This is a genomic window from Helicobacter heilmannii, assembly GCF_001283065.1.
Taxonomy (GTDB): domain Bacteria; phylum Campylobacterota; class Campylobacteria; order Campylobacterales; family Helicobacteraceae; genus Helicobacter; species Helicobacter heilmannii.
Map to the genome: position 1 here is coordinate 139,751 of NZ_CDMK01000003.1, position 21,079 is coordinate 160,829.

At 48.7% G+C, this 21,079-nt stretch carries 26 protein-coding genes and 1 pseudogene; 15 read left to right on the forward strand and 12 right to left on the reverse strand.

Going from position 1 to position 21,079, the window contains the following annotated elements:
- Positions 1-14: 14 nt before the first annotated feature.
- The 5 genes from AOG36_RS07195 to modA are packed head-to-tail and all read right to left on the reverse strand — an operon-like array spanning position 15 to position 4,479.
- Positions 15-1,736, reverse strand: a complete 1,722-nt coding sequence (locus AOG36_RS07195; protein ID WP_053825779.1) for an OmpP1/FadL family transporter — start codon at positions 1,734-1,736, stop codon at positions 15-17.
- A gap of 15 nt (positions 1,737-1,751) precedes the next feature.
- Positions 1,752-2,327 (reverse strand): HP0838 family lipoprotein, encoded by a 576-nt coding sequence (locus AOG36_RS07200; RefSeq protein WP_015107315.1) that lies wholly within the window; start codon positions 2,325-2,327, stop codon positions 1,752-1,754.
- A gap of 43 nt (positions 2,328-2,370) precedes the next feature.
- A complete protein-coding gene (locus AOG36_RS07205) occupies positions 2,371-3,042 on the reverse strand; it encodes an LPP20 family lipoprotein (protein WP_015107316.1) in 672 nt (223 codons plus the stop codon).
- 47 nt (positions 3,043-3,089) lie between these two features.
- Positions 3,090-3,767 (reverse strand): molybdate ABC transporter permease subunit, encoded by a 678-nt coding sequence (gene modB / locus AOG36_RS07210; RefSeq protein WP_015107317.1) that lies wholly within the window; start codon positions 3,765-3,767, stop codon positions 3,090-3,092.
- Positions 3,757-4,479: a molybdate ABC transporter substrate-binding protein gene (gene modA, locus AOG36_RS07215; protein ID WP_015107318.1), complete on the reverse strand. Its 723-nt coding sequence runs from the start codon at positions 4,477-4,479 to the stop codon at positions 3,757-3,759. Before modA ends, modB begins: the two co-directional genes overlap by 11 nt.
- 119 nt (positions 4,480-4,598) lie before the next feature.
- Here modA and AOG36_RS07220 point away from each other — a divergent pair, with 119 nt between their 5' ends.
- Positions 4,599-5,630 (forward strand): bifunctional 3,4-dihydroxy-2-butanone 4-phosphate synthase/GTP cyclohydrolase II, encoded by a 1,032-nt coding sequence (locus AOG36_RS07220; RefSeq protein WP_015107319.1) that lies wholly within the window; start codon positions 4,599-4,601, stop codon positions 5,628-5,630.
- A gap of 48 nt (positions 5,631-5,678) precedes the next feature.
- Here AOG36_RS07220 and AOG36_RS09140 read toward each other — a convergent pair whose 3' ends face one another.
- The 5 genes from AOG36_RS09140 to bioD all read right to left on the reverse strand — a co-directional run bounded on the left by AOG36_RS09140 (position 5,679) and on the right by bioD (position 9,122).
- The gene (locus tag AOG36_RS09140; protein ID WP_015107320.1) at positions 5,679-5,804 is read right to left on the reverse strand and encodes an SEL1-like repeat protein; all 126 of its coding nucleotides are present in this window, start codon (positions 5,802-5,804) and stop codon (positions 5,679-5,681) included.
- 472 nt (positions 5,805-6,276) lie between these two features.
- Positions 6,277-6,975, reverse strand: coding sequence for a carboxy-S-adenosyl-L-methionine synthase CmoA (cmoA, locus tag AOG36_RS07225; RefSeq protein ID WP_015107322.1), 699 nt, complete (start codon positions 6,973-6,975; stop codon positions 6,277-6,279).
- Positions 6,972-7,748: a thiazole synthase gene (locus AOG36_RS07230; RefSeq protein WP_015107323.1), complete on the reverse strand. Its 777-nt coding sequence runs from the start codon at positions 7,746-7,748 to the stop codon at positions 6,972-6,974. The genes cmoA and AOG36_RS07230 overlap by 4 nt, the downstream gene beginning before the upstream one ends.
- Before the next feature lie 2 nt (positions 7,749-7,750).
- Positions 7,751-8,392 (reverse strand): superoxide dismutase [Fe], encoded by a 642-nt coding sequence (sodB, locus tag AOG36_RS07235; RefSeq protein WP_015107324.1) that lies wholly within the window; start codon positions 8,390-8,392, stop codon positions 7,751-7,753.
- Positions 8,393-8,462: 70 nt separating this feature from the next.
- Positions 8,463-9,122 (reverse strand): dethiobiotin synthase, encoded by a 660-nt coding sequence (gene bioD, locus AOG36_RS07240; RefSeq protein WP_015107325.1) that lies wholly within the window; start codon positions 9,120-9,122, stop codon positions 8,463-8,465.
- Between the two features lie 116 nt (positions 9,123-9,238).
- On the opposite strand from bioD, the gene AOG36_RS07245 reads away from it, so the two are divergent.
- The 14 genes and pseudogenes from AOG36_RS07245 (at position 9,239) to AOG36_RS09425 (ending at position 19,955) form a co-directional block, all read left to right on the forward strand.
- Positions 9,239-9,655 carry a universal stress protein gene (locus AOG36_RS07245; RefSeq protein WP_015107326.1) on the forward strand — a complete coding sequence of 139 codons (417 nt, stop codon included), beginning with the start codon at positions 9,239-9,241 and terminating at the stop codon, positions 9,653-9,655.
- Entirely contained in the window at positions 9,655-11,883 is a 2,229-nt protein-coding gene (locus AOG36_RS07250) for an AAA family ATPase (protein ID WP_053825781.1), read from the forward strand. The genes AOG36_RS07245 and AOG36_RS07250 overlap by 1 nt, the downstream gene beginning before the upstream one ends.
- Before the next feature lies 1 nt (position 11,884).
- Complete coding sequence (panD, locus tag AOG36_RS07255; protein WP_015107328.1) at positions 11,885-12,244, forward strand: aspartate 1-decarboxylase; 360 nt, start codon at positions 11,885-11,887, stop codon at positions 12,242-12,244.
- Positions 12,238-12,540: a YbaB/EbfC family nucleoid-associated protein gene (locus AOG36_RS07260; protein WP_015107329.1), complete on the forward strand. Its 303-nt coding sequence runs from the start codon at positions 12,238-12,240 to the stop codon at positions 12,538-12,540. The genes panD and AOG36_RS07260 overlap by 7 nt, the downstream gene beginning before the upstream one ends.
- A gap of 25 nt (positions 12,541-12,565) precedes the next feature.
- Positions 12,566-13,600, forward strand: coding sequence for a DUF7488 domain-containing protein (locus tag AOG36_RS07265; protein WP_015107330.1), 1,035 nt, complete (start codon positions 12,566-12,568; stop codon positions 13,598-13,600).
- Entirely contained in the window at positions 13,587-14,477 is an 891-nt protein-coding gene (locus tag AOG36_RS07270) for a polyprenyl synthetase family protein (protein WP_015107331.1), read from the forward strand. Before AOG36_RS07265 ends, AOG36_RS07270 begins: the two co-directional genes overlap by 14 nt.
- Positions 14,474-15,238 (forward strand): 5'/3'-nucleotidase SurE, encoded by a 765-nt coding sequence (gene surE / locus AOG36_RS07275; protein WP_015107332.1) that lies wholly within the window; start codon positions 14,474-14,476, stop codon positions 15,236-15,238. Before AOG36_RS07270 ends, surE begins: the two co-directional genes overlap by 4 nt.
- A gap of 389 nt (positions 15,239-15,627) precedes the next feature.
- Positions 15,628-16,278, forward strand: a complete 651-nt coding sequence (locus AOG36_RS07285; RefSeq protein ID WP_173380400.1) for a hypothetical protein — start codon at positions 15,628-15,630, stop codon at positions 16,276-16,278.
- A 1-nt stretch (position 16,279) separates the two neighbouring features.
- The gene (locus tag AOG36_RS07290; protein ID WP_015107334.1) at positions 16,280-16,903 is read left to right on the forward strand and encodes a 6-pyruvoyl trahydropterin synthase family protein; all 624 of its coding nucleotides are present in this window, start codon (positions 16,280-16,282) and stop codon (positions 16,901-16,903) included.
- Positions 16,900-17,628: a 7-carboxy-7-deazaguanine synthase QueE gene (locus tag AOG36_RS07295; RefSeq protein WP_015107335.1), complete on the forward strand. Its 729-nt coding sequence runs from the start codon at positions 16,900-16,902 to the stop codon at positions 17,626-17,628. Before AOG36_RS07290 ends, AOG36_RS07295 begins: the two co-directional genes overlap by 4 nt.
- A gap of 1 nt (position 17,629) precedes the next feature.
- A complete protein-coding gene (locus AOG36_RS07300; protein ID WP_015107336.1) occupies positions 17,630-18,937 on the forward strand; it encodes a DHH family phosphoesterase in 1,308 nt (435 codons plus the stop codon).
- Positions 18,934-19,254 carry a hypothetical protein gene (locus AOG36_RS07305; protein WP_015107337.1) on the forward strand — a complete coding sequence of 107 codons (321 nt, stop codon included), beginning with the start codon at positions 18,934-18,936 and terminating at the stop codon, positions 19,252-19,254. The genes AOG36_RS07300 and AOG36_RS07305 overlap by 4 nt, the downstream gene beginning before the upstream one ends.
- Before the next feature lie 238 nt (positions 19,255-19,492).
- Positions 19,493-19,669: pseudogene (locus AOG36_RS09400) on the forward strand (DMT family transporter); the annotation flags it as partial.
- A 229-nt stretch (positions 19,670-19,898) separates the two neighbouring features.
- Positions 19,899-19,955 carry a hypothetical protein gene (locus tag AOG36_RS09425; protein ID WP_437117370.1) on the forward strand — a complete coding sequence of 19 codons (57 nt, stop codon included), beginning with the start codon at positions 19,899-19,901 and terminating at the stop codon, positions 19,953-19,955.
- Between the two features lie 231 nt (positions 19,956-20,186).
- Here the strand turns inward: AOG36_RS09425 and AOG36_RS07310 are convergent, their stop codons facing one another.
- Together AOG36_RS07310 and ribE are read right to left on the reverse strand one after the other, a co-directional pair.
- Complete coding sequence (locus AOG36_RS07310; protein ID WP_015107341.1) at positions 20,187-20,453, reverse strand: EscU/YscU/HrcU family type III secretion system export apparatus switch protein; 267 nt, start codon at positions 20,451-20,453, stop codon at positions 20,187-20,189.
- Entirely contained in the window at positions 20,453-21,073 is a 621-nt protein-coding gene (ribE, locus tag AOG36_RS07315; protein ID WP_015107342.1) for a riboflavin synthase, read from the reverse strand. Before ribE ends, AOG36_RS07310 begins: the two co-directional genes overlap by 1 nt.
- Positions 21,074-21,079: the final 6 nt, after the last annotated feature.

The window sequence follows — 21,079 nt, forward strand, 5'->3', positions numbered from 1 at the left end:
AAACAGCGTTTAAACTACCAGCGGTAGCCTAAAGATGCAGAGAAAATGCGCAATTGTCCTAAATCGTTGGATTGGTAATAGCTGTTGCGGTTGCTTTTAAAAGTGAAGGTTCCCCCCCAGCCGATGTCAAAGCCCCTAAAATTATACTTTGCCCCAAAGGCGATGGTGTAGCCATTAGAGTCGGGGATGCCAATCGCCTCCTGGGGGCTTGGGGCTTGGTCGTAGCTAAACGCCCCCATCAAGCGCAAATAGCGCCCCATATAAGTTGCCCCTAGTCTGAAAGTGTTGGTGTCGCGCCAGCCCGCTCCCATGTTCATCACCCCACTAAAGTCCGCCAAACCCACCATTTTTTTCAAGGTTGCCGAGTTCAAATACTGCACAGTCCCCCCGATGCCCTGATAACTAGCGTTAGCAAAGTCGGGTGTGACTAAAAACTTATTGCCCTGCGACCAAAAGGTACGCCGATACACCCCCTCAATGCGTAGGTGGTGCTTGAAAAACTCGTGAGCATAGGCGATGTCGAGCATTTCAGGCAAAGACACATTGATGTTCAAATGCCCCTTGGTGAGCACATTGCCCAAACTGGGTCCTAACTCGGTGAGGGCGGTCAAATCGCCGTGCATGTTGAACGTTACGCTGCTGTTGTAGACCACAGAAAACATGCCATTGTCGAACACACGCATGCTTGCGGCTGCTCTATAACCCCCACTCCATGCGCTGCCATTGCTCTGCTGGACAACTTGAGAGGTGCCATAAAGATTTGAATCGGCTTGTTGCAAGCCGCTGTAGCGCATGATTTCCTTGAGTCCATTGTAGTAAGCTTCACAAGGGGTGGAGTTTTGATTCATGTCCTGGGCACATGTAATGGCGGGATTCCAGCCGATGCTGGCAAGCTGTTGGCGCATGGCAGCGGGGACTTGCTGACTAAAAACATTGTTGGGCAAGCCTATGATTTGGCTGCCCTTGAGCACAGACGCGCCGTGCAAGGGCACATACACGGTGTTGTTAAAACTGCCCGTGGCGTAAAGCCCACGCCCTGCCACACCCACAGAAAAGCGATTACCAATGGTGTAACTGATACTAGGGGCGACCTCGACCATCATAATAAACACATCGCGCAAGAACTCGCCCCCGGGCCCATGCCACTTCATGCCAAGCCCTGAAGGGGCGGTAAAACTCCCCCCAAAAGTGAAGCCATTGTGTGTACGGCTTTTATAAAAGAACTTAGGCAGGATGAAATTGGTCGTGCCCGTCCAGCCGGGGACCACTTGATTGCTGGGCATGGAGGCGACTGTAACGACCTTTTGGTTGGTCAGATTTTCTAAGTTATTGATGAATTGCTTTAAGGCGGGCAAGCCCCCCGTGATGAGTTTGTCGGCAGCAGAGCTGGTGATCCCCCCAAGCCCCAAGATGTTGATGATCGCCGCCATGTTTTGTTTGCTCTTGTCCATCACAAGGCTGGTTACAGAGTATAGGCCTTGGTTGCTGGTGGGCACCATGAACTTGAAGGCGGGGATGTTGATCACCGTGCTGGTGACCTCAAACTCGCTGCGGTTTTCCCCCCAGTCGTTGGTAAAGCCCATGTTGGCCGGGTTATAATAGCTCGCATCCGCCCCGCGTGCCCCAGCCACATACGCCGAGCCTAGAGCGGTGCCATTTAAGCTCTGCTCAGAGATCTGAAACCCATTGGCCACTAAGGAAGCGGGTAAGAATGGCCATAAAAAGCGTAAGCGCAAAACAAACTCCCTAAATCACTGCGGATGGTAAGCTTCAAACACGATTGCCACGCCTGTGGTCATGTTTTGAAACAAGGTTTTACCAAAGGTGCGCTCGTAGTAGATGAGCTGTCCATTCTCCACAAAGCGCTGGATGAGCGTGCCATTGGGGGCGATTTGCTTGCCTAGTCCGTGAAAGATGTCGCGACCCAGTACAATGTCGTCAAATAAGTTGCCATAGCTTACCTTGCCAAACATGTCCCTAGCCGCGCTCCATTTGGCCATGCAAGTACCCGAAAAACAAATGTAGTTTTTCTTGATAATGATATCGCCAAAGCGATGGCTGAGCTTGTAGAGCACCAATTCTAAATCCCCCTCTTTGGTACGTCCAATGGTGCCGTAATCGTAGAAACGCAACACCGGTGTGTAAATGTAGATAAGCTTGAATTTTTCTAACTCTTGCCTGATTTTGGCGGCCTCTTCTCTTTGGCGCTGGGCATAACTTTTCTTGATGAAGATCTTTTTATGGTGATGGGGTTTTTTGGGTTTGGCGACCTTGGGTTGGTGGTGACATGCACTTAAAAGCAGTCCAAATAATCCAACTACCAACAACCGCCCCCATAAAACACCCCAACGCAAAATCTAGCCCGCTAGCCTACCCGCGTACACGGTTGAAGACATTGTACCAAATACGCCCATCGAGTTTTAGCTCCATGCTCACTTGGCATAGCCCATCTTTGTAGATGGTTTCGGTGATCTCAGCGTTGCGGATCAAGGCGTTCACCTTGGTTTTGATCACAGAGTTTTGCAAGATCATGTCTTTGACGGTGTCGGTGGCGTTCACACGGATTCCGTACATTTTTTCGCCTAGCTGGCGGTAGCCATCCACAATCGCTGCCCTTTTGGCTAGAGCTAGGGCTTGGGAGGGCGAAATGGTCGATTCAGGTGCCACACCCATGCCCACAGCACTCAGCTCGATCACATTGGTGGGGGTGAGGATGGGCGAATTGGCGATCATGCCATTTTCGGGTGCTGAGGGGGCGACACTTTGGTTAGAGTTGTCAAAGTGGGTTGTGATTTGTGGCGAAGAGGGGGCTTCTTTGGGAAAAACGGGCATGGAGCGGGGACTACGCCCATTGTTAAAGGTTGTGGGCGGGTAGATGGGGGCTTGCAAACCTGTGGCTGAGGGCGGGATGAGCTGGGTCACTCCAGGTTTTTTAAACCAGCCACACCCTGTAAATGCCGCCACCAAACCAACGGATAGGCACAAGGGGGCGGCTTTTTTCAAAACGCCGACACTCACTGCCAAATTCACTTCTCGCTTCATCACGCAAACCTTTAGATAATTTAAGCCCTCATTCTAACACAAAAACCCTAAAATTTGTAAAAAGCCTGCGTGCGTTTTTGGATCAAGAGCACAACAAAGAGCAGGGCAAAGCTCAAAACGCTAAGGGTTAAGGCGTATTGGTTGGCTAGGGCTAAATGATTGGCTTCGGCTTGGGTGTAGATGGCGATGCTTGCCACGCGGGTTTGCCCCTGAATGTTGCCCCCCACCATCATCACCACCCCAAATTCGCCCACGGTGTGCGCGAAGGTCGTGATGAGCCCCATGAGCAGCGCTGGCTTGATGTTGGGCAGCAGCACATTAAAGAAAGTGAAAAGCTTGCTTTTGCCCAAAGTATAGCTAGCCTCTCTTAGAGATTTTGGCAAACTTTTTAGGGCGTTTTGGATGGGATTAGCCATAAAGGGCAGGGAAAAAACCACACTCGCGCACACCAGTCCACTAAAACTAAAAACCAAGCGGATGTGAAACTTTAGCAAAAACGCCCCTAGGGGGCTTGCGGGCGCAAAGAGCACCAAGAGATAGAAGCCTAACACCGTGGGTGGCAAGATGAGGGGCATCCATGTTAGGGTTTCTACAAGGATTTTTAAAAACCCATCTTTAAACGCTAAATACGCCCCAAGCACGAGCCCTATGGGGCATAAGATGAGGGTGGTGATGGCTGCTAACTTGAAAGTTAGGGCAAGAGTGGCTAAAAAACTAGTTTCCAAAGGGAGCGACTAAGTAGCCATGGGCTTTTAAAAGGGTTTGGCCTTTGGAGCCTAAAATGAAGTCGACAAATTCTTTGGCTAGGGGATTGTCTTCGCCTTCTTTGGTGAGCACCATTGCCTGCTCGATGGGGCTGTAGTACTCTTGAGGAATGATGAGATAATGTGCCCTCTTACCCATTAAAGAGAGTGCGCTAAAGCCCAGTTGGGCGGCCTTGCTGGCGACATAGGCTGTTGCTTGTCCCACCGAGCTTGCCTCAGCAATTTTTAGCTGCAAAGCGTCAGCAAGGTGCAATTTTTTGAGCACCTCCATGCTTGCACGCCCATAGGGGGCTAGGTCAGGATTGGCGATGGCTAGGTGGTGGTAAGAATCTTGCAAAACATCTAGGGACTTCACAGGTCTAGTCGCGCTCCAAAGTACCAACACCCCCCTCGCATAGACTTGCACGGGGGCAGAAGTGTAACCACCTTGCACTAAGCTTGTGGGGTGTTCTTTGTCCGCACTGATGAATAAATCATAGGGTGCACCCTGCGTGATTTTGTTAAACAAACTCCCCGAAGAGCCAAAGCTGATCAAAATTTGATCCTTGGGGTGGGTTTTTAAAAACGCGGCCTTGATCGCATTTAGGGTTTGGCTCAAATTTGCCGCTGCCGCGACCTTGACCTGTGCCCCAAAACAAAAGCCTGCCGCCAAAACAAAAACTAAAAAACGCATAAAAACTCTCTGCATAAATCTAAACCTCTGTTCATAAAATCTAAACCCCTATCATAGAACTATAGGCAAACAAAAGTCAAGCGTTGTGCTACAATGTTTGCTTTTAGCAAAGGAAACAGATGACAAATGTGCACAGAGTGGAGCAGGCGATCAATGCCCTCAAAAATGGAGAGTTGGTCATTTTAATGGACGATGAGGACCGTGAAAATGAAGGGGATTTGGTGATGGCGGGCATCTTCACCACTCCTGAGAAGATTAACTTCATGGCTAAACACGCCAGGGGGCTCATTTGTGTCGCCCTCACCCAAGAGATTGCAAACAAGTTTGATTTAAAGCCCATGGTGAGCCAAAACGACTCCAAACACGAAACGGCGTTTACGATCTCCATTGATGCGAAGGTGGCCAAAACGGGCATCTCGGCCTATGAGCGCTCGCTCACCATTGAGCTTTTATGCAAAGAGCACAGCAGCCCCGCGGACTTTGTGCGCCCGGGGCATATCTTCCCGCTGATTGCCAAAGAAGAGGGGGTGTTGGTGCGTACAGGGCACACAGAGGCGAGCGTGGATTTATGTAAATTAGCCGGACTTAAGCCGGTGAGCGTGATTTGCGAGATCATGAAAGAGGATGGCTCGATGGCCAAAAGGGGGGATAAATTTTTGCTAGACTTTGCTAAAACCCACGAGCTCAAAATCTTGTATGTATCCGACATTGTGAGCTACCGCCTGCAGAGTGAAAATTTATTGCACCTTGTAGAGGAGTCGCCTGCTAGTCTAGCGGGTGTGGCTTGCAAGGGGCTGGTGTTTTTAGACCATTTAAAACGCAAGCACTTCGTGTATCAATTTGGCGAGTTAAGCGATGCTCCTTTGGTGCGCTTTCATATCATTAGAAGCGATCGAGAGCTCTTAGGTCATGCAGCCAATTATGGCTTTTTCATGCGGGTGGTGGAGCGGCTGCGGTTTGAGGGCGGGGTGTTGGTGTTTATCGACCCACAGGCTAGAGTGCATGACACGCTGAAAAACTTTGGCATTGGCGCGCTGGTGCTAAAAAGTTTGGGTATCAAACGCTTTAGATTACTCACCACTCAAGATCATCCCGAACACGCCGCACTTAAAGGCTTTGATTTGGATTTATTAGAAGCGGTGTGCCCTTAAGTGGCTTTAGGTGCGCCCTGACCCATTTACATAGAAGCCTAAAGGGGCTTAGTTCTTGTGCTTTAGCCTCTTTAGGGCATAACACGAATCGTCAAGACCCATCTTGCAAGCCTTTTGGTAATGTTGACGCGCTTTTTCTTTGTCGCGCTTGACACCTTTGCCATACTCATACATGATGCCTAAATTTATAGTAACCTGCAGGCTCCCCCATATCTCCTGCCTTTTTGTAGTATTGCAGGGCTTTTTTATTATTTGGCTTCACAGCGCATTTATATTTATCGCAATTGCCATTCTCATACAAAAGGCTAGACATACGCCTTGGCACTCCACAAATCCCTCGCCTTTTTGCAATAAAACAATGCTTGCGCATAATCACTAAAACCACTGTCATAGTCGCTATACAAATCCCCCAAACCGGCATAACCCTAAAGCACTCCCTAAATCCGCTGCTTTTTGAAAGGATGTGAAAGCCTTGTCATAGTCTTTTTTGTCGTAAGCCTGATTAGCTATGAGGAGGTATTGTTTGATTTGTTGGGTTTTGATTTGGCTGTCTAGACAAACACACTTTCAAGCAACACAGACTCAAGAGAGCGATTTTAAAGATGTTTTTAACCATGGGTGTCCTCTCCCTTCTTTTAGAACAATCTTAAGTTTTGCGCGCATAGAGCAGCCCGAAATTCACCCATTTAAACAGCACTTCGGGTTGTTGAAAGCCCGCTTGCTCTAAAAGTGCCATGTTTTCTTGCAGGCTGTAGGGCACGAGGACATTCTCTAGGGCTTCTCGTTTAAAGCTGATTTCACTCAGGCTATAGCCCCGGGCTTGCTTGTAAAGGTAGTACAACTCCACCATTTGCTTGTCTAAAATGCGATCTAAGCTCATCATTTTCTCTGCCACGAGGATCACCCCCCCGGGCTTTAAAGCGTGAAAAATGCGCTCGATCAAGGCTTGGCGCTGCAGGGGGCGGATGAATTGCAAAGTGTAGAGCAACACCACCGCCCCCGCATTTTCTAGGGAAGTGTTTAATAAGTCTTCACAGCGAAAAGTTACATTGTGGATGTTGAGCTTTTCTCTTGCCTTTTCTAGCATGCTGGGTGCATTGTCTATGCCCACTAGGGAGGCATCAGGGGGCAAGAGGGGCACTAGGGTAGCTAAAAAATTACCCGTAGAACAACCCAAATCATAAACCACGCCCACTAAATCCTGCGCCACAAAGTGGCTGGCGAGTTTTAAAGTTTCCTGGTAGTGGGGGATGCTTCGCGCGAGCATATCATCAAACATGCCCGCCACTTGGCTGTCAAACTCAAAGCGTTTAGGCAGAGGGGCGCAAAAAAGGGTATCTTTCAAAGTTGGGCAAGCCCAAAGACAGGAGAGCTAGGGCTGGCATAGGCTTTTTTGGGGATACGCCCGGCCAAGTAACTTTGGCGCCCGGCTAAAACGGCGTGTTTCATACTCTTGGCCATCAAAACGGGGTCTTTAGCTAGGGCGATGGCGGAGTTAGTCAAAACCCCATCCGCGCCTAGCTCCATGGCAATGCTTGCGTCCGAAGCGCAGCCCACGCCCGCATCCACAATCACGGGCACGCTCACCGCCTCTTTGATGAAACCGATGTTGTAGCGGTTTTGTATCCCTAGCCCGCTGCCAATGGGGGAGGCTAAGGGCATGACGGCACTCGCGCCCGCATCCTCAAGCTTTTTGGCCATGATAGGGTCGTCATTGCTGTAGGCGAGCACACAAAAGCCATCTTTAGCAAGGATTCTACACGCTTCTAGGGTTTCTAGGGTGTCTGGATAGAGGGTGCGTTGATCCCCGATGATTTCTAATTTGATGAAGTCAATCCCGGTCGCTTCTTTGACAAGTCTAAAAAGCGCAATGGCTTCTTTGGCACTGCTGCAACCGGCGGAGTTGGGTAAAAAGCTGATGTGCGTGTCTTTGAAGGTGTCTAGCAGGTTTTCGCTACCCTTGTCGGTGATGTTCACTCTTCTCACCGCCACGGTGAGCATGTCTGCCCCGCTAGCTAGGGTCGCTTCCTTGGTGGTGGCAAAGTCTTTATACTTGCCACTGCCCACAATGAGGCGGGAGGCGAAGGTCTTAGGGCCGATGATGAGGGGGTCTTGCACGGCTAGGCTTTCTTATGCACGATTTGGTTAATGTAATGATCCACAGAGCCCAAACCCTCCTTTTTCGCCCACTCTAAACATTCGGATACAAATGCCCAGTTGATGTGTTCGTAAAACTTCTCAAGGTAGGTGGGGCGGACATTTTTATGGTCAATATAGTAGGCGTGTTCCCACACATCCACAACTAGAAGGGGGACTTTCTGTTCGGTTACGGGGGTGTGGGCGTTGCTGGTTTGCACGATTTCAATTTTGCTTGTCGCGGGGTTATACACCGCCCAATTCCATCCGGAGCCAAAGAGCGTGGTGGCACTTTTAATGAAGGCTTCTCTAAAAGCCTCTGCTGAGCCGTAATCGGTGGCAAGGGCGTGTTTGAGCTCCTCGCTCATATCGGTGGCTTTGGGGCTCAGGCAGTCCCAATAAAAGTCGTGGTTATAGATTTGTGCGGCGTTGTTAAACACCCCCCCGCTGGATTTGGTGATGATGGTGAATAAACAACTGCTTTCAAACTCAGTGCCTTTAATTAAGTTGTTGAGGTTGTTAATATAACCCTGGTGGTGCTTGCCGTGGTGATAGTCAAAAGCAGTGGGACTTAAAAAATCTCCCATGCTGTCTTTGCTGTAGGGCAAATCTCTTAAAACAAACATGTTTTCTCCTTGAATTTGAATTAGGGGGCTATTATAATCATTTTAATCATATTTTGACAAACAGGTTTATCTAAGATTCTAAGAGGCGGTTTAAAAGGAGGTCTTGTTGTTCTTGAAACACCAAAATGGGCTCTTTTAGGCCATTGTTGAGGTAGTCCACATAGGGCTTGCTCGTTTGGTAGTAGGCGCGGTTGTCGCGCATGTTGATGGCGACTTGGCAGGGGATTTTATTGGTGCTCAGGTAGTGTAGGTTTAACAAGAGGTCGTTTAGCATGCCAAGGGTACTCCCGCTGATTAAGAGCAATTTTGTCTTTAGATAGAGGGCCAAGTCCACAATGCGCACCTTTTCATCTAAGGGCACGAGCAAGCCCCCCACACCTTCAATGATGAGAAGGTCGCATTTTTCTTGCAGAACCTTGAGCTTTTTTTCAATGTATTTAAGGTCTATGGGGGGCAGGTGGGGTTCAAAGCGCGCCGCCACAAAGGGGCTCGCCGCCAAAACAAAGCGGTAAAAACTGATGTCTTCTAAGTTCAGATCGGAGTCAATGTGTTGGTTTTCTTCTAAGAATAAGTCGGCATCACTTCTTTCTTGAGTGTTGATGCCCGTTTCAATGGGTTTTACCAAGAGGGTTTTGATGCCTTTATCGTTATAAAGCTGAGCAAGTTTAAGGGCTATGGTGGTCTTGCCCATATCTGTATTCGTGGCACTAATGAAAATTGGGCGATGCATTGGGTATCCTTATTCTCTGTGAGTTTTAAGTAGCGGGTATTATAATACAAATGCCCCCTAACGATACTTTTAGCTTAATTTTTCTATAATGAAGCCAAATTCTGTGAGGATTTGCCATGCTTAGAGTGCTTTTTGGGATTAGCGATACACAAGAGTGCAGAAGCGGGGTGGACGCGGCGATTAGGCTGTTTTCTAAAATCAAAGAGGTGCATTTCACCTTGGTGCATGTCAGCCCCGAGGTGTTGATTTACCCTGAGAGTGGGATCATGAACTACAGCCAAACTGAGGTTGCCGAGAACGAGCAATCTAAAAACCTCGTCGATGAATTTATAGAATTGTTCGCTCAACAGGGCATTTCTTGCGAAACGGTGTTGAAAATGGGTAGCCCTGTGGATATCATCCTAGAGATGGCACCCAGCTTTGACTTGCTCGTCATCGGTGCGAGCGAGTCGTCCATGTTTTACCGCCTTTTTGGCTCGCACCAAAATAGTTTCATTGATAACTCCCCAATCCCCGTGTTGGTGGCAAAGTAATGCCTCCCATCACTACAAGGCTCAACCGCCTACTAAATGCAGCGATGGCTTTGGCGAGCAAGCTTTCACACCGTTACATCACTCCAGAGCATCTGTTCTTCATCATGCTGAATGACAAAGAGGTACAAGGCTTTTTGAGGCATTTGGATTTAGACATAGAAGAGGCAAAGCAACTCATCCAAAATCACCTCACCGAAAACATCCCCACCTATGAGAATGCCCTAGAAGGGCATGGCAAAACCCCTGTCAATGACGAGCATTTAAACCGCTTGTTCCAAACCCTAAGCCGCTATGCCAAAGAAATGCCCCATAAGGTACTCGATGTGCAGGATTTGCTGTGGCTTATGGTGGAGAAAATCCCCTGCTATGCCACGGAAATTTTAAAAACCTATGGTGTCGATGGCCCTAAAATCCTGGAGCAACCCCCTTTGACCTTCTCCAAGGAGAAAACCCCTGCTTTAAAAAAGTTTGCCCGGGATTTAAACGCTCTTGCCTCCAAACACGCCATCGACCCCGTCTCTCACAGAGAGGTGGAAATTCAAAAAGTCATTGAGGTTTTGGGGCGGCGCAAGAAAAACAACCCCCTCTTGGTGGGCGAGCCAGGTGTGGGCAAAACCGCTATTGCTGAGGGGCTGGCCTTGAAGATCGCCAATCAAGAAGTCCCCCCTTTTTTGTTAGGGCGCACCATTTACGCTCTAGATTTAAGCGCGATGGTTGCGGGCAGCAAATATAGAGGCGAGTTTGAAAAACGCCTCAAAAAGACGCTCAAAGAATTGCAAAGAGACAAGGGGAGTATTTTATTCATTGATGAAATCCACACTGTGTTAGGGGCGGGGGCTTCAAGCGCAGGAGCACTAGATGGGGCCAATATCCTAAAGCCCATGCTCGCCGATGGCTCTTTAAGCTGCATTGGCGCAACCACCTTTGATGAGTTTCGCGCAGTGCTTGAAAAGGACAAGGCCTTTTGCCGCCGTTTTAGCAAAATTGACATCTTAGAGCCCTCTAAAGAGGATTGCTACGGCATTTTAGAGGACATTTCTAGCTACTACGAACACCACCACAAGGTCAAATACAGCAAAGAGGCTTTAAAAGCATGCGTAGATTTGTCTGTGCATTACTTGCACGAAAACTTTTTGCCCGATAAGGCGATCGATTTAATGGATATGGCAGGCTCGTTTAAGAAAATCTACGCCCCAAGCAACCACCCCCCCACCATCTCCAAAAACGACATTGAGAATGTGCTATCCTTTAAAATAGACATCCCCAAGGCCCACATCAGCCCAGAAAAGAAAAACCACCTAAAAGGGCTAGAGGACCAGCTTAAAAAAGAGGTTTTCGCCCAAGATGAAGCGATCACCCGCCTTGTAGAAACCATTAAAATCCACGCTTCAGGTTTAGCGGGCACAAGAAAACCCGTGGCAAGTTTTTTGTTCGTAGGACCTAGCGGGGTGGGTAAGACCGAGCTTGCCAAAGTCCTAGCCAAGCACCTGCACCTGCATTTAGAGCGCTTTGACATGAGCGAGTACAAAGAACCGCACAGCGTTTCTAAATTGATCGGTGCACCTTCGGGGTATGTGGGCTTTGAGCAAGGGGGGCTATTAGTCAATGCCATAAGAAAGCATCCCCGCTGTGTACTGCTCTTAGACGAGATTGAAAAGGCACACCCCAATGTCTATGATTTATTGCTTCAAATCACAGATGATGCGACCTTGACCGATAACACGGGGCGTAAAAGTGATTTTCGCCACGCCATTTTAATTTTAACTTCCAATGCTGGTAGCCAAACTCTAGGCAAGTTAGGCTTTTTAGAGGACAGCACTCACAAATACCACAACGCCTTAAAAGAAATTTTAAGCCCCGAGTTGCGCTCAAGATTAGATGCGATTTTGACCTTCAAGCCCCTGGATTTGACGCATTTAGAGTGCGTGGTGCAAAAAGAGTGCAAGAAAATGGAAACTATGCTCGCCCCCCGCAACATTAGCCTAGTGGTGGATAAATCCGCCATTAACCATTTAGCATCCCTGTGTTTAAAAGACCCTCTAGGTGCACGCATGATCGAAAAATTAGTCCATCAGCACATCAAAGTGAAACTGAGCGATATGTTGCTCTTTGGCGGGCTCAAAGAAGGTGGGAGTGCGAAATTCACATGGCGCAACCAAGAAATGCAACTAACGCTTAAAAACGCGAGCAAATCCCGCAAACTGCACCAAACTACGAAAACGCCCTAAAATGCCCCTTATCCAAGCCCTGTATAGCAAAATCCACCGCGCGGTGGTCACAGACGCGAATTTAAATTACGAAGGTTCGATCACCCTAGGCGCAGACTTGCTCAAAGCATCTAAGCTCGCCCCCTTCATGAAGGTGGATATTTTAAACATCAACAACGGGGCGCGCTTTAGTACCTATGTCATTGCGGGCGTGGGCTGTGAGGTGTGCATTAATGGGGCGGCGAGCCGCTTGGTGCAAAAAGGTGATTTAGTCATCATTGTCGCCTATGTGGCACTGAGCTTAGAGGAGCTGGAAGGCCACAAACCCCACATCGTGTTCGTGGACCACAACAACGCCCCCAAGAAGGATATGGAATGTTAGATTTTAGCCAATTTGGCGGTTTGCTCTCTAGCCTGCAAGAGCAGATTCAAGAAATGGAGAACAAGAGCAAAGAAACGATCTTTGAGGCCAAGAGCGGGGGCGGGCTTGTGAAGGTGAAGTTCAATGGGGCGGGCGAACTCTTAGACATTTTTATAAACGATGGCTTATTGGAGGACAAGGAGGCCTTGCAAATCTACTTAATGAGCGCGCTCAATGAGGCGTATAAACAAGTGGAGGATGCAAGAAAAAACGCCGCCTTTGGCATGCTCGGGGGGATCAACCCCTTTGCCAAATAGGGTTTCTAGTTGATTTAAGCTGCCCATGCCCTGCGCGCAAAATCGCTTTTTGGTTGCTTGTTTAGGGCTATTGGCTCTCTTTTTAAGCACCCTTGATGGCTATGACTTCTCGTATTGTGAGGGCTATTACAAAAGGGCAAGCCATCCGGGCAGTGTGTCCTTGTTTTGGAAAGGTGGGCAGGTGTCCTTTGCCTATGGAAAGCCCGCTAGGGGCGCGAAAATCTTAAAAGCCGACCCCTTTATCGGCTTTTACTTGCTCAAAACCCCCCCTACAGAGTTTGCCTACAATCTCTTAGACATTGACGAGCACGCCTACACCCACCCGCTAGCCAGCGTGAGCACCCACCACGCCATAAGGGGGCAAATTGTCAAACGCCAAGAGGGCTTTTTAGACTTTGCGAAGTTCTCTGCCCCTGTGGCGGCCAATGGGGTGGTGAGCAATATTTGCTACCAAATTTATGGCGTGGGGACGGGCGGGGGTTTCATTGAAGCCCGCTACATCAAACGCTTTTTGCGCCAAAAGTCGCCCTACTACGGCGACATCGGGGTTAGGGTGCGCCAAAGGGGGGGCGTGGTGGTTCAGAGCGTGGATCCCTTCTTTAGAAACAACCCCTTTTTAGAGCAGGATAAAATCACCAATATCAATGGGCACAACATCAACAATGTGCGGGAGTTTGAGTGGGTGGTGAGCAATTTGCCCTACCAAGAGCGCGCCAGCGTGCAAGTCTTACGGGGGGGGCACTACAAGACTTTAAGCGTGCGGGTGGATAGACGCTATGGGGGATTTTTACTGCCCGATAGCTTTTTAGAGCGCTTTGGCATTCGGCTAAGCCCGCATTTTGTCATCCAAGCCATCAACAAAAGCCGTCCGCATGATTTTAGGCTCTTGCATGTGGGCGACAAGATTGTGTGGATCAACCGCAAGCCCATCGCGCCTGCTGGGACCAGCTTTAGTGCCAAGCTTGCTGCCCTGCGCCGCGCTTTAAGCCATAGCTACATGCAAGGGGGGATTGAAATGTTAATTTTAAGAAATGGATTTGAGTTTTATGTCCACTTGTGATTTGCGCTTGTTTGAGGGTGTGTGCGCCGCCTTTGAAAACTATTTAAAACAAAGCGCACCCAAGATACAGACCTTCCACCCCTTTTTTGAAAAGGCCTTTTGGGAGATGTTGCTAAATGGGGGCAAACGCTTTAGACCCAAGCTTTTACTGGCCGTTGTGTGTGCCTTTGTGCGCTCACATAAGCGCATCCAAGAAGCCCACCCCATCGCCCTAGCCCTAGAGGTGCTCCACACTTATTCTTTAATCCATGATGACCTGCCTTGCATGGACAACTCCCCCTTAAGGCGGGGGCATCCGACTTTACACACCACCTACAACGAGACCGCAGCCACTTTAGTGGGTGATGGCTTAAACACCTACGCCTTTGAGCTCATTGCTATGTCTCAACTCAAAAGCCCCCTGAAGGTGCGCTTGGTGGCGACTTTAGCGCAATGTGGGGGGGTTAGGGGCATGGTGCTGGGCCAAGCCCTAGATTGCCACTTTGAGGGGCAGGAGTTAGAACAAGCACAACTAGAGGAGTTACACACCCTAAAGACGGGTAAACTCATTGCCGCCAGCCTTAAAATGGGCGCGCTCATTGCCCAAGAGTTTAGCAAGACCCCTAAAGATTTAACGCAAACCCTTTTTAATTTGGGGCTGTTAATGGGGTTGTTTTTTCAAGTGCGCGATGACATCATCGATGCCACCCAAAGCCCTGAGCAATCAGGCAAAAGCACCCATGCCGATGGCTTGAAAAATACCTATGTGCGCTTGCTCGAGCTAGAGGGGGCTAGGGTGTATTTGAGCACCTTGCAAACCCAACTCTTAGAGAGGCTAGCCAAGCTGCCTTCTGCGCTCAAAGGGTATTTAACGCATTTGTTGGAGAGTTTGGCATGAAGCCTTATATTTTGCTCACAAACGATGATGGCTACGAGGCAAGAGGGCTTTTGGCACTCAAAGAGGTGCTCGAACCCATCGCTGAGGTTTTAGTGGTTGCCCCTAAAAATGAGAAATCTGCCTGCGGGCATGGGGTTACCACGACTTTACCCCTGCGTTTGGAGCAAATGGGGGAGGGGTATTACCGCGTAGATGATGGCACGCCCACCGATTGCGTGTGTTTGGCTTTATCCATTGCCAAACGCCCCTTTGATTTACTCATCTCAGGGATTAACCATGGTTCAAACATGGGTGAGGATGTACTCTACTCAGGCACCGTCGCCGGTGCCATTGAGGGCACGATCCACAACATCCCCTCCATCGCCTTGTCGCAATACATCAAAGAGCGCAAACTTTTTAGCCAATTTGATTTCGCCCTAGCCAAAGAAATCACCTTAAAGCTCGTGGTGCGGTGCTTGAAAGAGTATCCGCTCAAAGGGCGTAAGTTTTTAAATGTCAATGTCCCCCAAAGCCCGCATTTTAAGGGGGTGAAAATCACACAACAAGGCAAACGCCTATACGCCAACAACATCCATTGTAAGCAAGATCCCAAGGGCAAGCAATATTGTTGGATGGGGGTTAATCCTCTGCGTTGGGAGGAAAGAGAAGGGGCTATGAGCGACTTTAAAGCACTAAGAGAGGGCTTTGTGTCCATCACGCCCATCACGCTGAACATGACAAGTTATGACGATTTAGAAGGTTTGCAAGGCTTCTTTGCCTAAACTTATAGTAAAATGGGGTTTATGAAAATGAAACACCTTTTTTGTGGTTGTTGCCTGTGGTCTTTTTNGAGTATCCGCTCAAAGGGCGTAAGTTTTTAAATGTCAATGTCCCCCAAAGCCCGCATTTTAAGGGGGTGAAAATCACACAACAAGGCAAACGCCTATACGCCAACAACATCCATTGTAAGCAAGATCCCAAGGGCAAGCAATATTGTTGGATGGGGGTTAATCCTCTGCGTTGGGAGGAAAGAGAAGGGGCTATGAGCGACTTTAAAGCACTAAGAGAGGGCTTTGTGTCCATCACGCCCATCACGCTGAACATGACAAGTTATGACGATTTAGAAGGTTTGCAAGGCTTCTTTGCCTAAACTTATAGTAAAATGGGGTTTATGAAAATGAAACACCTTTTTTTGTGGTTGTTGCCTGTGGTCTTTTTCTTCAGTGGATGCCACCGCTTGAATATGGGCTATTTCTCTGAGGTGCGTGGGGGGTATATCTTTAATGTCAGCTCGCCCACGGTGGTGGTCTACAACAAGGAGGACATGGTAACCTCTTTTTACATCCAGCTCATCATTTACGACTTGCAAGAACTCGGCTTTTACAATGTCTTTAGCATGCAAGAATATCCCGCCTCTAGAGCCAAAAATGTCATCTACGCCCAAGTGGTGCGCAACATCTCCGCCGTGCCCGTGCTCGCCTACCACTACACCCTCATAGATAGGGCCAAGAGCAACCGCTGTTATTGGCATGAGGGACAGTTTTATTGCGCAAAAGTCCCCACAGACTACTACGCCATCAATGGCTTCTCGGCGTATTCTAAGATGCTCGCGGGCTCACACTTCATTTTAGATTGGTGGGACAACATCTTGAACAAGCGGGTGCTTTACATTGACGGGAGTGTGAGCGGGAACACTTGTGGATATGACCGCTTGTATGAAGAGCTCATCTCTAACACCATCGGGCGCATCGACTTCACACGATCGGAGCATTACCGCTACTACCACCAGCTCCCCCCCTTCAAGCCCTGCTACAGGCGCTAAAATGCAAATCCGCCGTTTGTTTCACTTCTGTGCGAGCCACATTGTGCGTAACTGCACTTCTAGACGGTGCGCCACGAGCATACACGGGCATAACTACCAAGTGGAAGTCTTTTTACAAGCACACAAGCTAGACAGAGCGGGCATGGCTTTAGATTTTGGGATTTTTAAAAATGAAATCGCTAGTTTTATAGACGCATTCGACCACGCGCATCATTTTTGGGACAAGGAAACCGAAGGTTTCCAAAACTTTATCATCAGCACTTGCGAACGCCATGTCAAACTGAGCTTTAACCCGAGTGCCGAGCACTACGCTTTAATGTTCCACCTTTTCATCAGTGCGATTTTAGAGGCAACAGAGTTACACAATGGCGAGGCGATTAAGGTCTGCTCTGTGAGAGTGCATGAAACTTCTTATGGCTACGCCCAAAGTGAGGCAGAGGATTTAAAGAACCCCGACTTAATGGGGGTGATCTCTTTAGAGGGCGTGGCGTTTTCCCCCGCCATTTTAAAGGACATGCCAAATCCAAAACTCTTAGAGCAGCTCTTAAATTACCACCAAGCCAAAGAAAATGCTTTAAACGCTGCCAAACCCTTTAAAAGCCCCTTGCCCCTAGCCCAAATATGAGCCTACCCCTAGTAGAAACCTTTTACAGTTTGCAGGGCGAGGGTTCTTGTGTGGGGCAACCGAGTGTTTTCATCCGCTTAGGCGGGTGCAATTTTAAATGCGTGGGCTTTGGAGTGCGGGCAAATATTGAGGGGCAAGAGTTTATGGGCTGTGATAGCATCTACGCTGTGCGCCCCAATTCTAAATGGCAATATCTAAGGAGTGCCGTGGAGCTTTTAGACAAACTCCCCGCCTTTAACTCTCAATGCTTGCCTTTAATCGTGCTCACCGGGGGCGAGCCAAGCCTACACTTTAAAAATCCCATTTTGTTAGAGGCACTGCAAATCTTGCACGAAAGGGGGCACACCCTATGGGTGGAGAGCAATGGGAGTGTGTTTTTTGACTTTAGCCCGCCTTTAGACACTCTGCACTTCACCCTAAGCCCTAAATTATCTTTTAGTGGGGAGCAAACCCCCCTAAAGCCCTTGCAACACATTCTAGAGCACGCCCTAGAAGTGGTGTTTAAATTCGTACTAAAGACCCCAAGAGACATACAGGAAGTGCAAGATTTATTACAGCAACTGCGCTTTAAAACCCCCCCCTTAGTCTATCTCATGCCCCTAGCTACAAGTAAAGAGAACCTACAAGAGGGTTTAGAGAGTTTGGCGGGCGTGTGTTTAGCGCATGGCTACTCTTTAGGCCAAAGGCTGCACATACAGCTTTGGGGAAACACGCCGGGGTGCTAAAATGTTAGAGGAATTTAGGGTGCATATTGAGAGCATTAGCAAGGCGGACGGCACGCATAAATTTAGCCTTGATAGTGTCCTAGAAATGGGCGAGGGGCACAAGGCTTTAGAGCTTTTAGTCCGTGCCATCCAAGAGCAAAAGCAAATCATCATCGGGGGAGATTACGATTGCGATGGCATGAGTGGCACGGCTTTAGCCCTGTATTTCTTTAAAGAGGTGCTGCACTACTCCAACATCAATTACATCATCCCCAGACGCAACATAGACAGCTATGGCATGAGTGTAGAACTCTTACAAGCCTACGCCCATCAAGAACGCTTAGTGAAAACCTACTATAACGCTAGAGGGCAAAGCTTAGGGGGCAAGCCCCTAGACTTTAAAGACAGCCTATTTCTCACTATAGACAATGGGGCAACCATCCCCGATGAGGTGTGCGCCTTTTTACACGCCCACAACACGCCCCTAATTTTAAGCGACCACCACGAATTTTTAGAGGGGCGTATCCCCGCTTGCGATGCCTTCATCCACCCTTTACTTGGCGACAACCACCCCTTTCAAGGCATCAGCGGGGCGTGTGTAGGGTATTTATTCTTGCTTACTTACGCCAAACACACCAAAGTGAAAATGCGCCTAGACCACCTACAATATTTACAAGTCTTAGCCGGGCTTAGCACTATAGGCGACATGATGGACTTAAGCGCGCCCTACAACCGCCAACTCGTGCAGCGCATGGACCACACTCTAAAGACTGCCATGCCAAACTCACTCAAAGCCCTATACTTGGCCCAAAAATACCAAAATCCCTATAAGCTGAGTGCTCTAGCGTGGGACATCATCCCGCTCATCAACGCCGTGGGACGGCTCGATGGCATTGAGGGGTTTTGCCATTGTAATTTAGTCGTGGATTTACTCGCCACAAGAGAGGCCAACCCCACTTACGCCACGCTTTTAGTGCAGACCAATCAAAAACGAAAAGAGTGTATCCAAGAGATTAAAAAGAGGCTACAGCCCACGCAAAAAGGCGCGCTCATCTATGCGGGCGGGCAGATCCCTAGAGGGGTTTTAGGCATGCTCGCCAACCAATTCTTAGAAATGGGAGGCAGGCTGTCTTTGTGTTGGAGGTTTGAAAACACAAGCATTGAAGCATCCTTGCGCTCTAAAGAGGCGGATTTAATGCAAATTTTAAGCAAACTTAAAGAAAATGGCATTGGCGTGCAAGGCGGGGGGCATAAGCAGGCGTGCGGGCTCGTCTTTGAAACCAACGGCGATTTTTACCATGCCCTAGAGATTTTAAGCACTTGTAAATGACCTTTAAAGCTCCCCATTTAGAGGTGTTTTTTACCCCTGAGTTTTTAGAGCTTTATAGCAAGGGTGAGCCTTATGGGGTGGGTAATCCCACGCCCTTATTTGAGGTTTGCGCCCCCTTAAAATCGTGGCGTTTTTTGGGGCGCGCCAAGCAGCATGTAGAGCTCATCTTAGAGGATCGCACCGCCCTGTTGGTGTGTAAGTGGTGGTTTTGCCCTAAGGAGCACCATATCCACTTTTGCCCCCAAAGTCCCCTAACTTTAGTGGGCGAATTTGACCCCTACGACAAAGAATTAAAATGTCTAGAGTTGAAATTTTAAACGCTAAATCCGACACAAAAATTTTTAAGTATATAAAATGTCTTATTTGTTTGCACTCTTAGCCGGTGTGACCCAGCTTTGCAAGCCCCATCAATGCGGCTTTAGCTGGGGACATGGGAGGGGTGAGCGTCTTTGCGGCATTCTTTTCGTTTTTGGTGGGGACTTTATGTCTCTTGGTCTTGGCGTTTCATCAAATGGCGGCATGTTAAAATTCTTAAGCCAATAAGAGTGGTGGAAGTTTATCGGTGGCCTTTTGGGAGCTTTTGTCGTCTTCACAACCATCACCAGCGCGCCTAAAATTGGGCTAGCCCCATGCTTGTCTTTTTGCTTGTGGGACAGTTGTGTATTGGCTTATTTAGACTCCATTGGGGCTTTTGGCTTGGCATTAAAAACCATCAGTCTGTCAAAATCCTAGGCTTGATACTCGTCATTGCAGAGATCGTGGTCTTTTTTTATAGGGATAGATTTTAAGTAAAGCACAGCGCGCCCCCACACGCACCCTAAAGGATCAGTTTCATCAAAAGCAATGCTTTAGTTCCCAGCTCTAAGACCTGTTCTAGCTTAGAAGCGCTTAAAAGGATTTGAGCCAAGATAGGGAGCGGGCGTATAGTGCCCGCCAAAATTGCCCCTCTTGTGGTTTTTCTTTGGATAGAGATTTAAACGCAAGTATAAATATTCATAGAGAGCGGGCTCACTCTTAGAGGTGGATGGTAAGACCCACTTAAGATAGGCAAGCCTTGTTAAGATTTATAATCCCCTAGCTTTTTTTTTGGGGGGGGGGGGGGGGTGGGGGGGGGGGTTAAAAAGGCCCCTTTCAATTAAAAAAACAATGCTAAAAATAGCGCGTTNTGGGGGGGGGGGGGGGAGTATGGATGGGGGATTAAAAGGCACCTTTCAATTAAAAAGGCACTTGCTAATTAAGGCGTATTTGCCTAGCTCATTTGTGCGTTGCTCTCGGCATTTTGCAACCAAATAAAGACCTCTACTACGCTTGCGTACAACTCAGGTGGGATGGGCGTGTCTAGGTGTACATCTAAGAGTGAATTGACTAAAGCTTCGTTGCAAAACAAGGGCACATCAAAGGCTTTAGCTTTTTCCATGATCGCCTTGGCAATTTGCCCTACCCCGCTAGCCACTACCTTAGGCGCAGCGTCTTGACCGATGTTGTAGGCAAGCGCAACCGCTTTTGGCATCCCCATTAATAGCCCATCACCAGCGAGTCGCACACCGCCCATGAAAGCGGGTTTTGGCGTTTCTGTTGGCTTAAGTGGGCAATGGCGCGCACGAGCATGTCGCTCTCAATATTGACCCTGCGCCCGGGCTTGTAGGCGTTAAAGAGGGTGTTTTGGAAGGTGTGGGGGATGATGACCAAAGAAAAGCTGTCTTTATCAATGCCCGCTAAGGTCAAACTCACCCCATCTATGGCGATCGAACCTTTGGGGATACACAGCTCTAAAATAGCCGGGGGGGCTTTGATAGCAATATCCACTTGGTTTGCCCGCTTAAGCACGCTTTTTACCACACCCACCCCGTCGATATGCCCCTGCACGAAGTGCCCATCGAAGCGATCCCCCGCTCTTAGGGCGGGCTCGACATGCACACTTTGGCTGGCTTGGTAGTTTTCTAGGGCGATGTGCTCCTGTGTGTGTGCGCTCATTTGCATGCTAAAGCCCCCCTTAAACAGCGCGATCACCGTAAGGCACGCCCCATTGACAGCGATGCTGTCGCCGATTTTGGGCTTGTGTGTACTTTTTAGGCTCAACACACCATTGTGGAAACTAAGGATTTGCGTTACTTCATGGACCAATCCACTAAACATATCTGC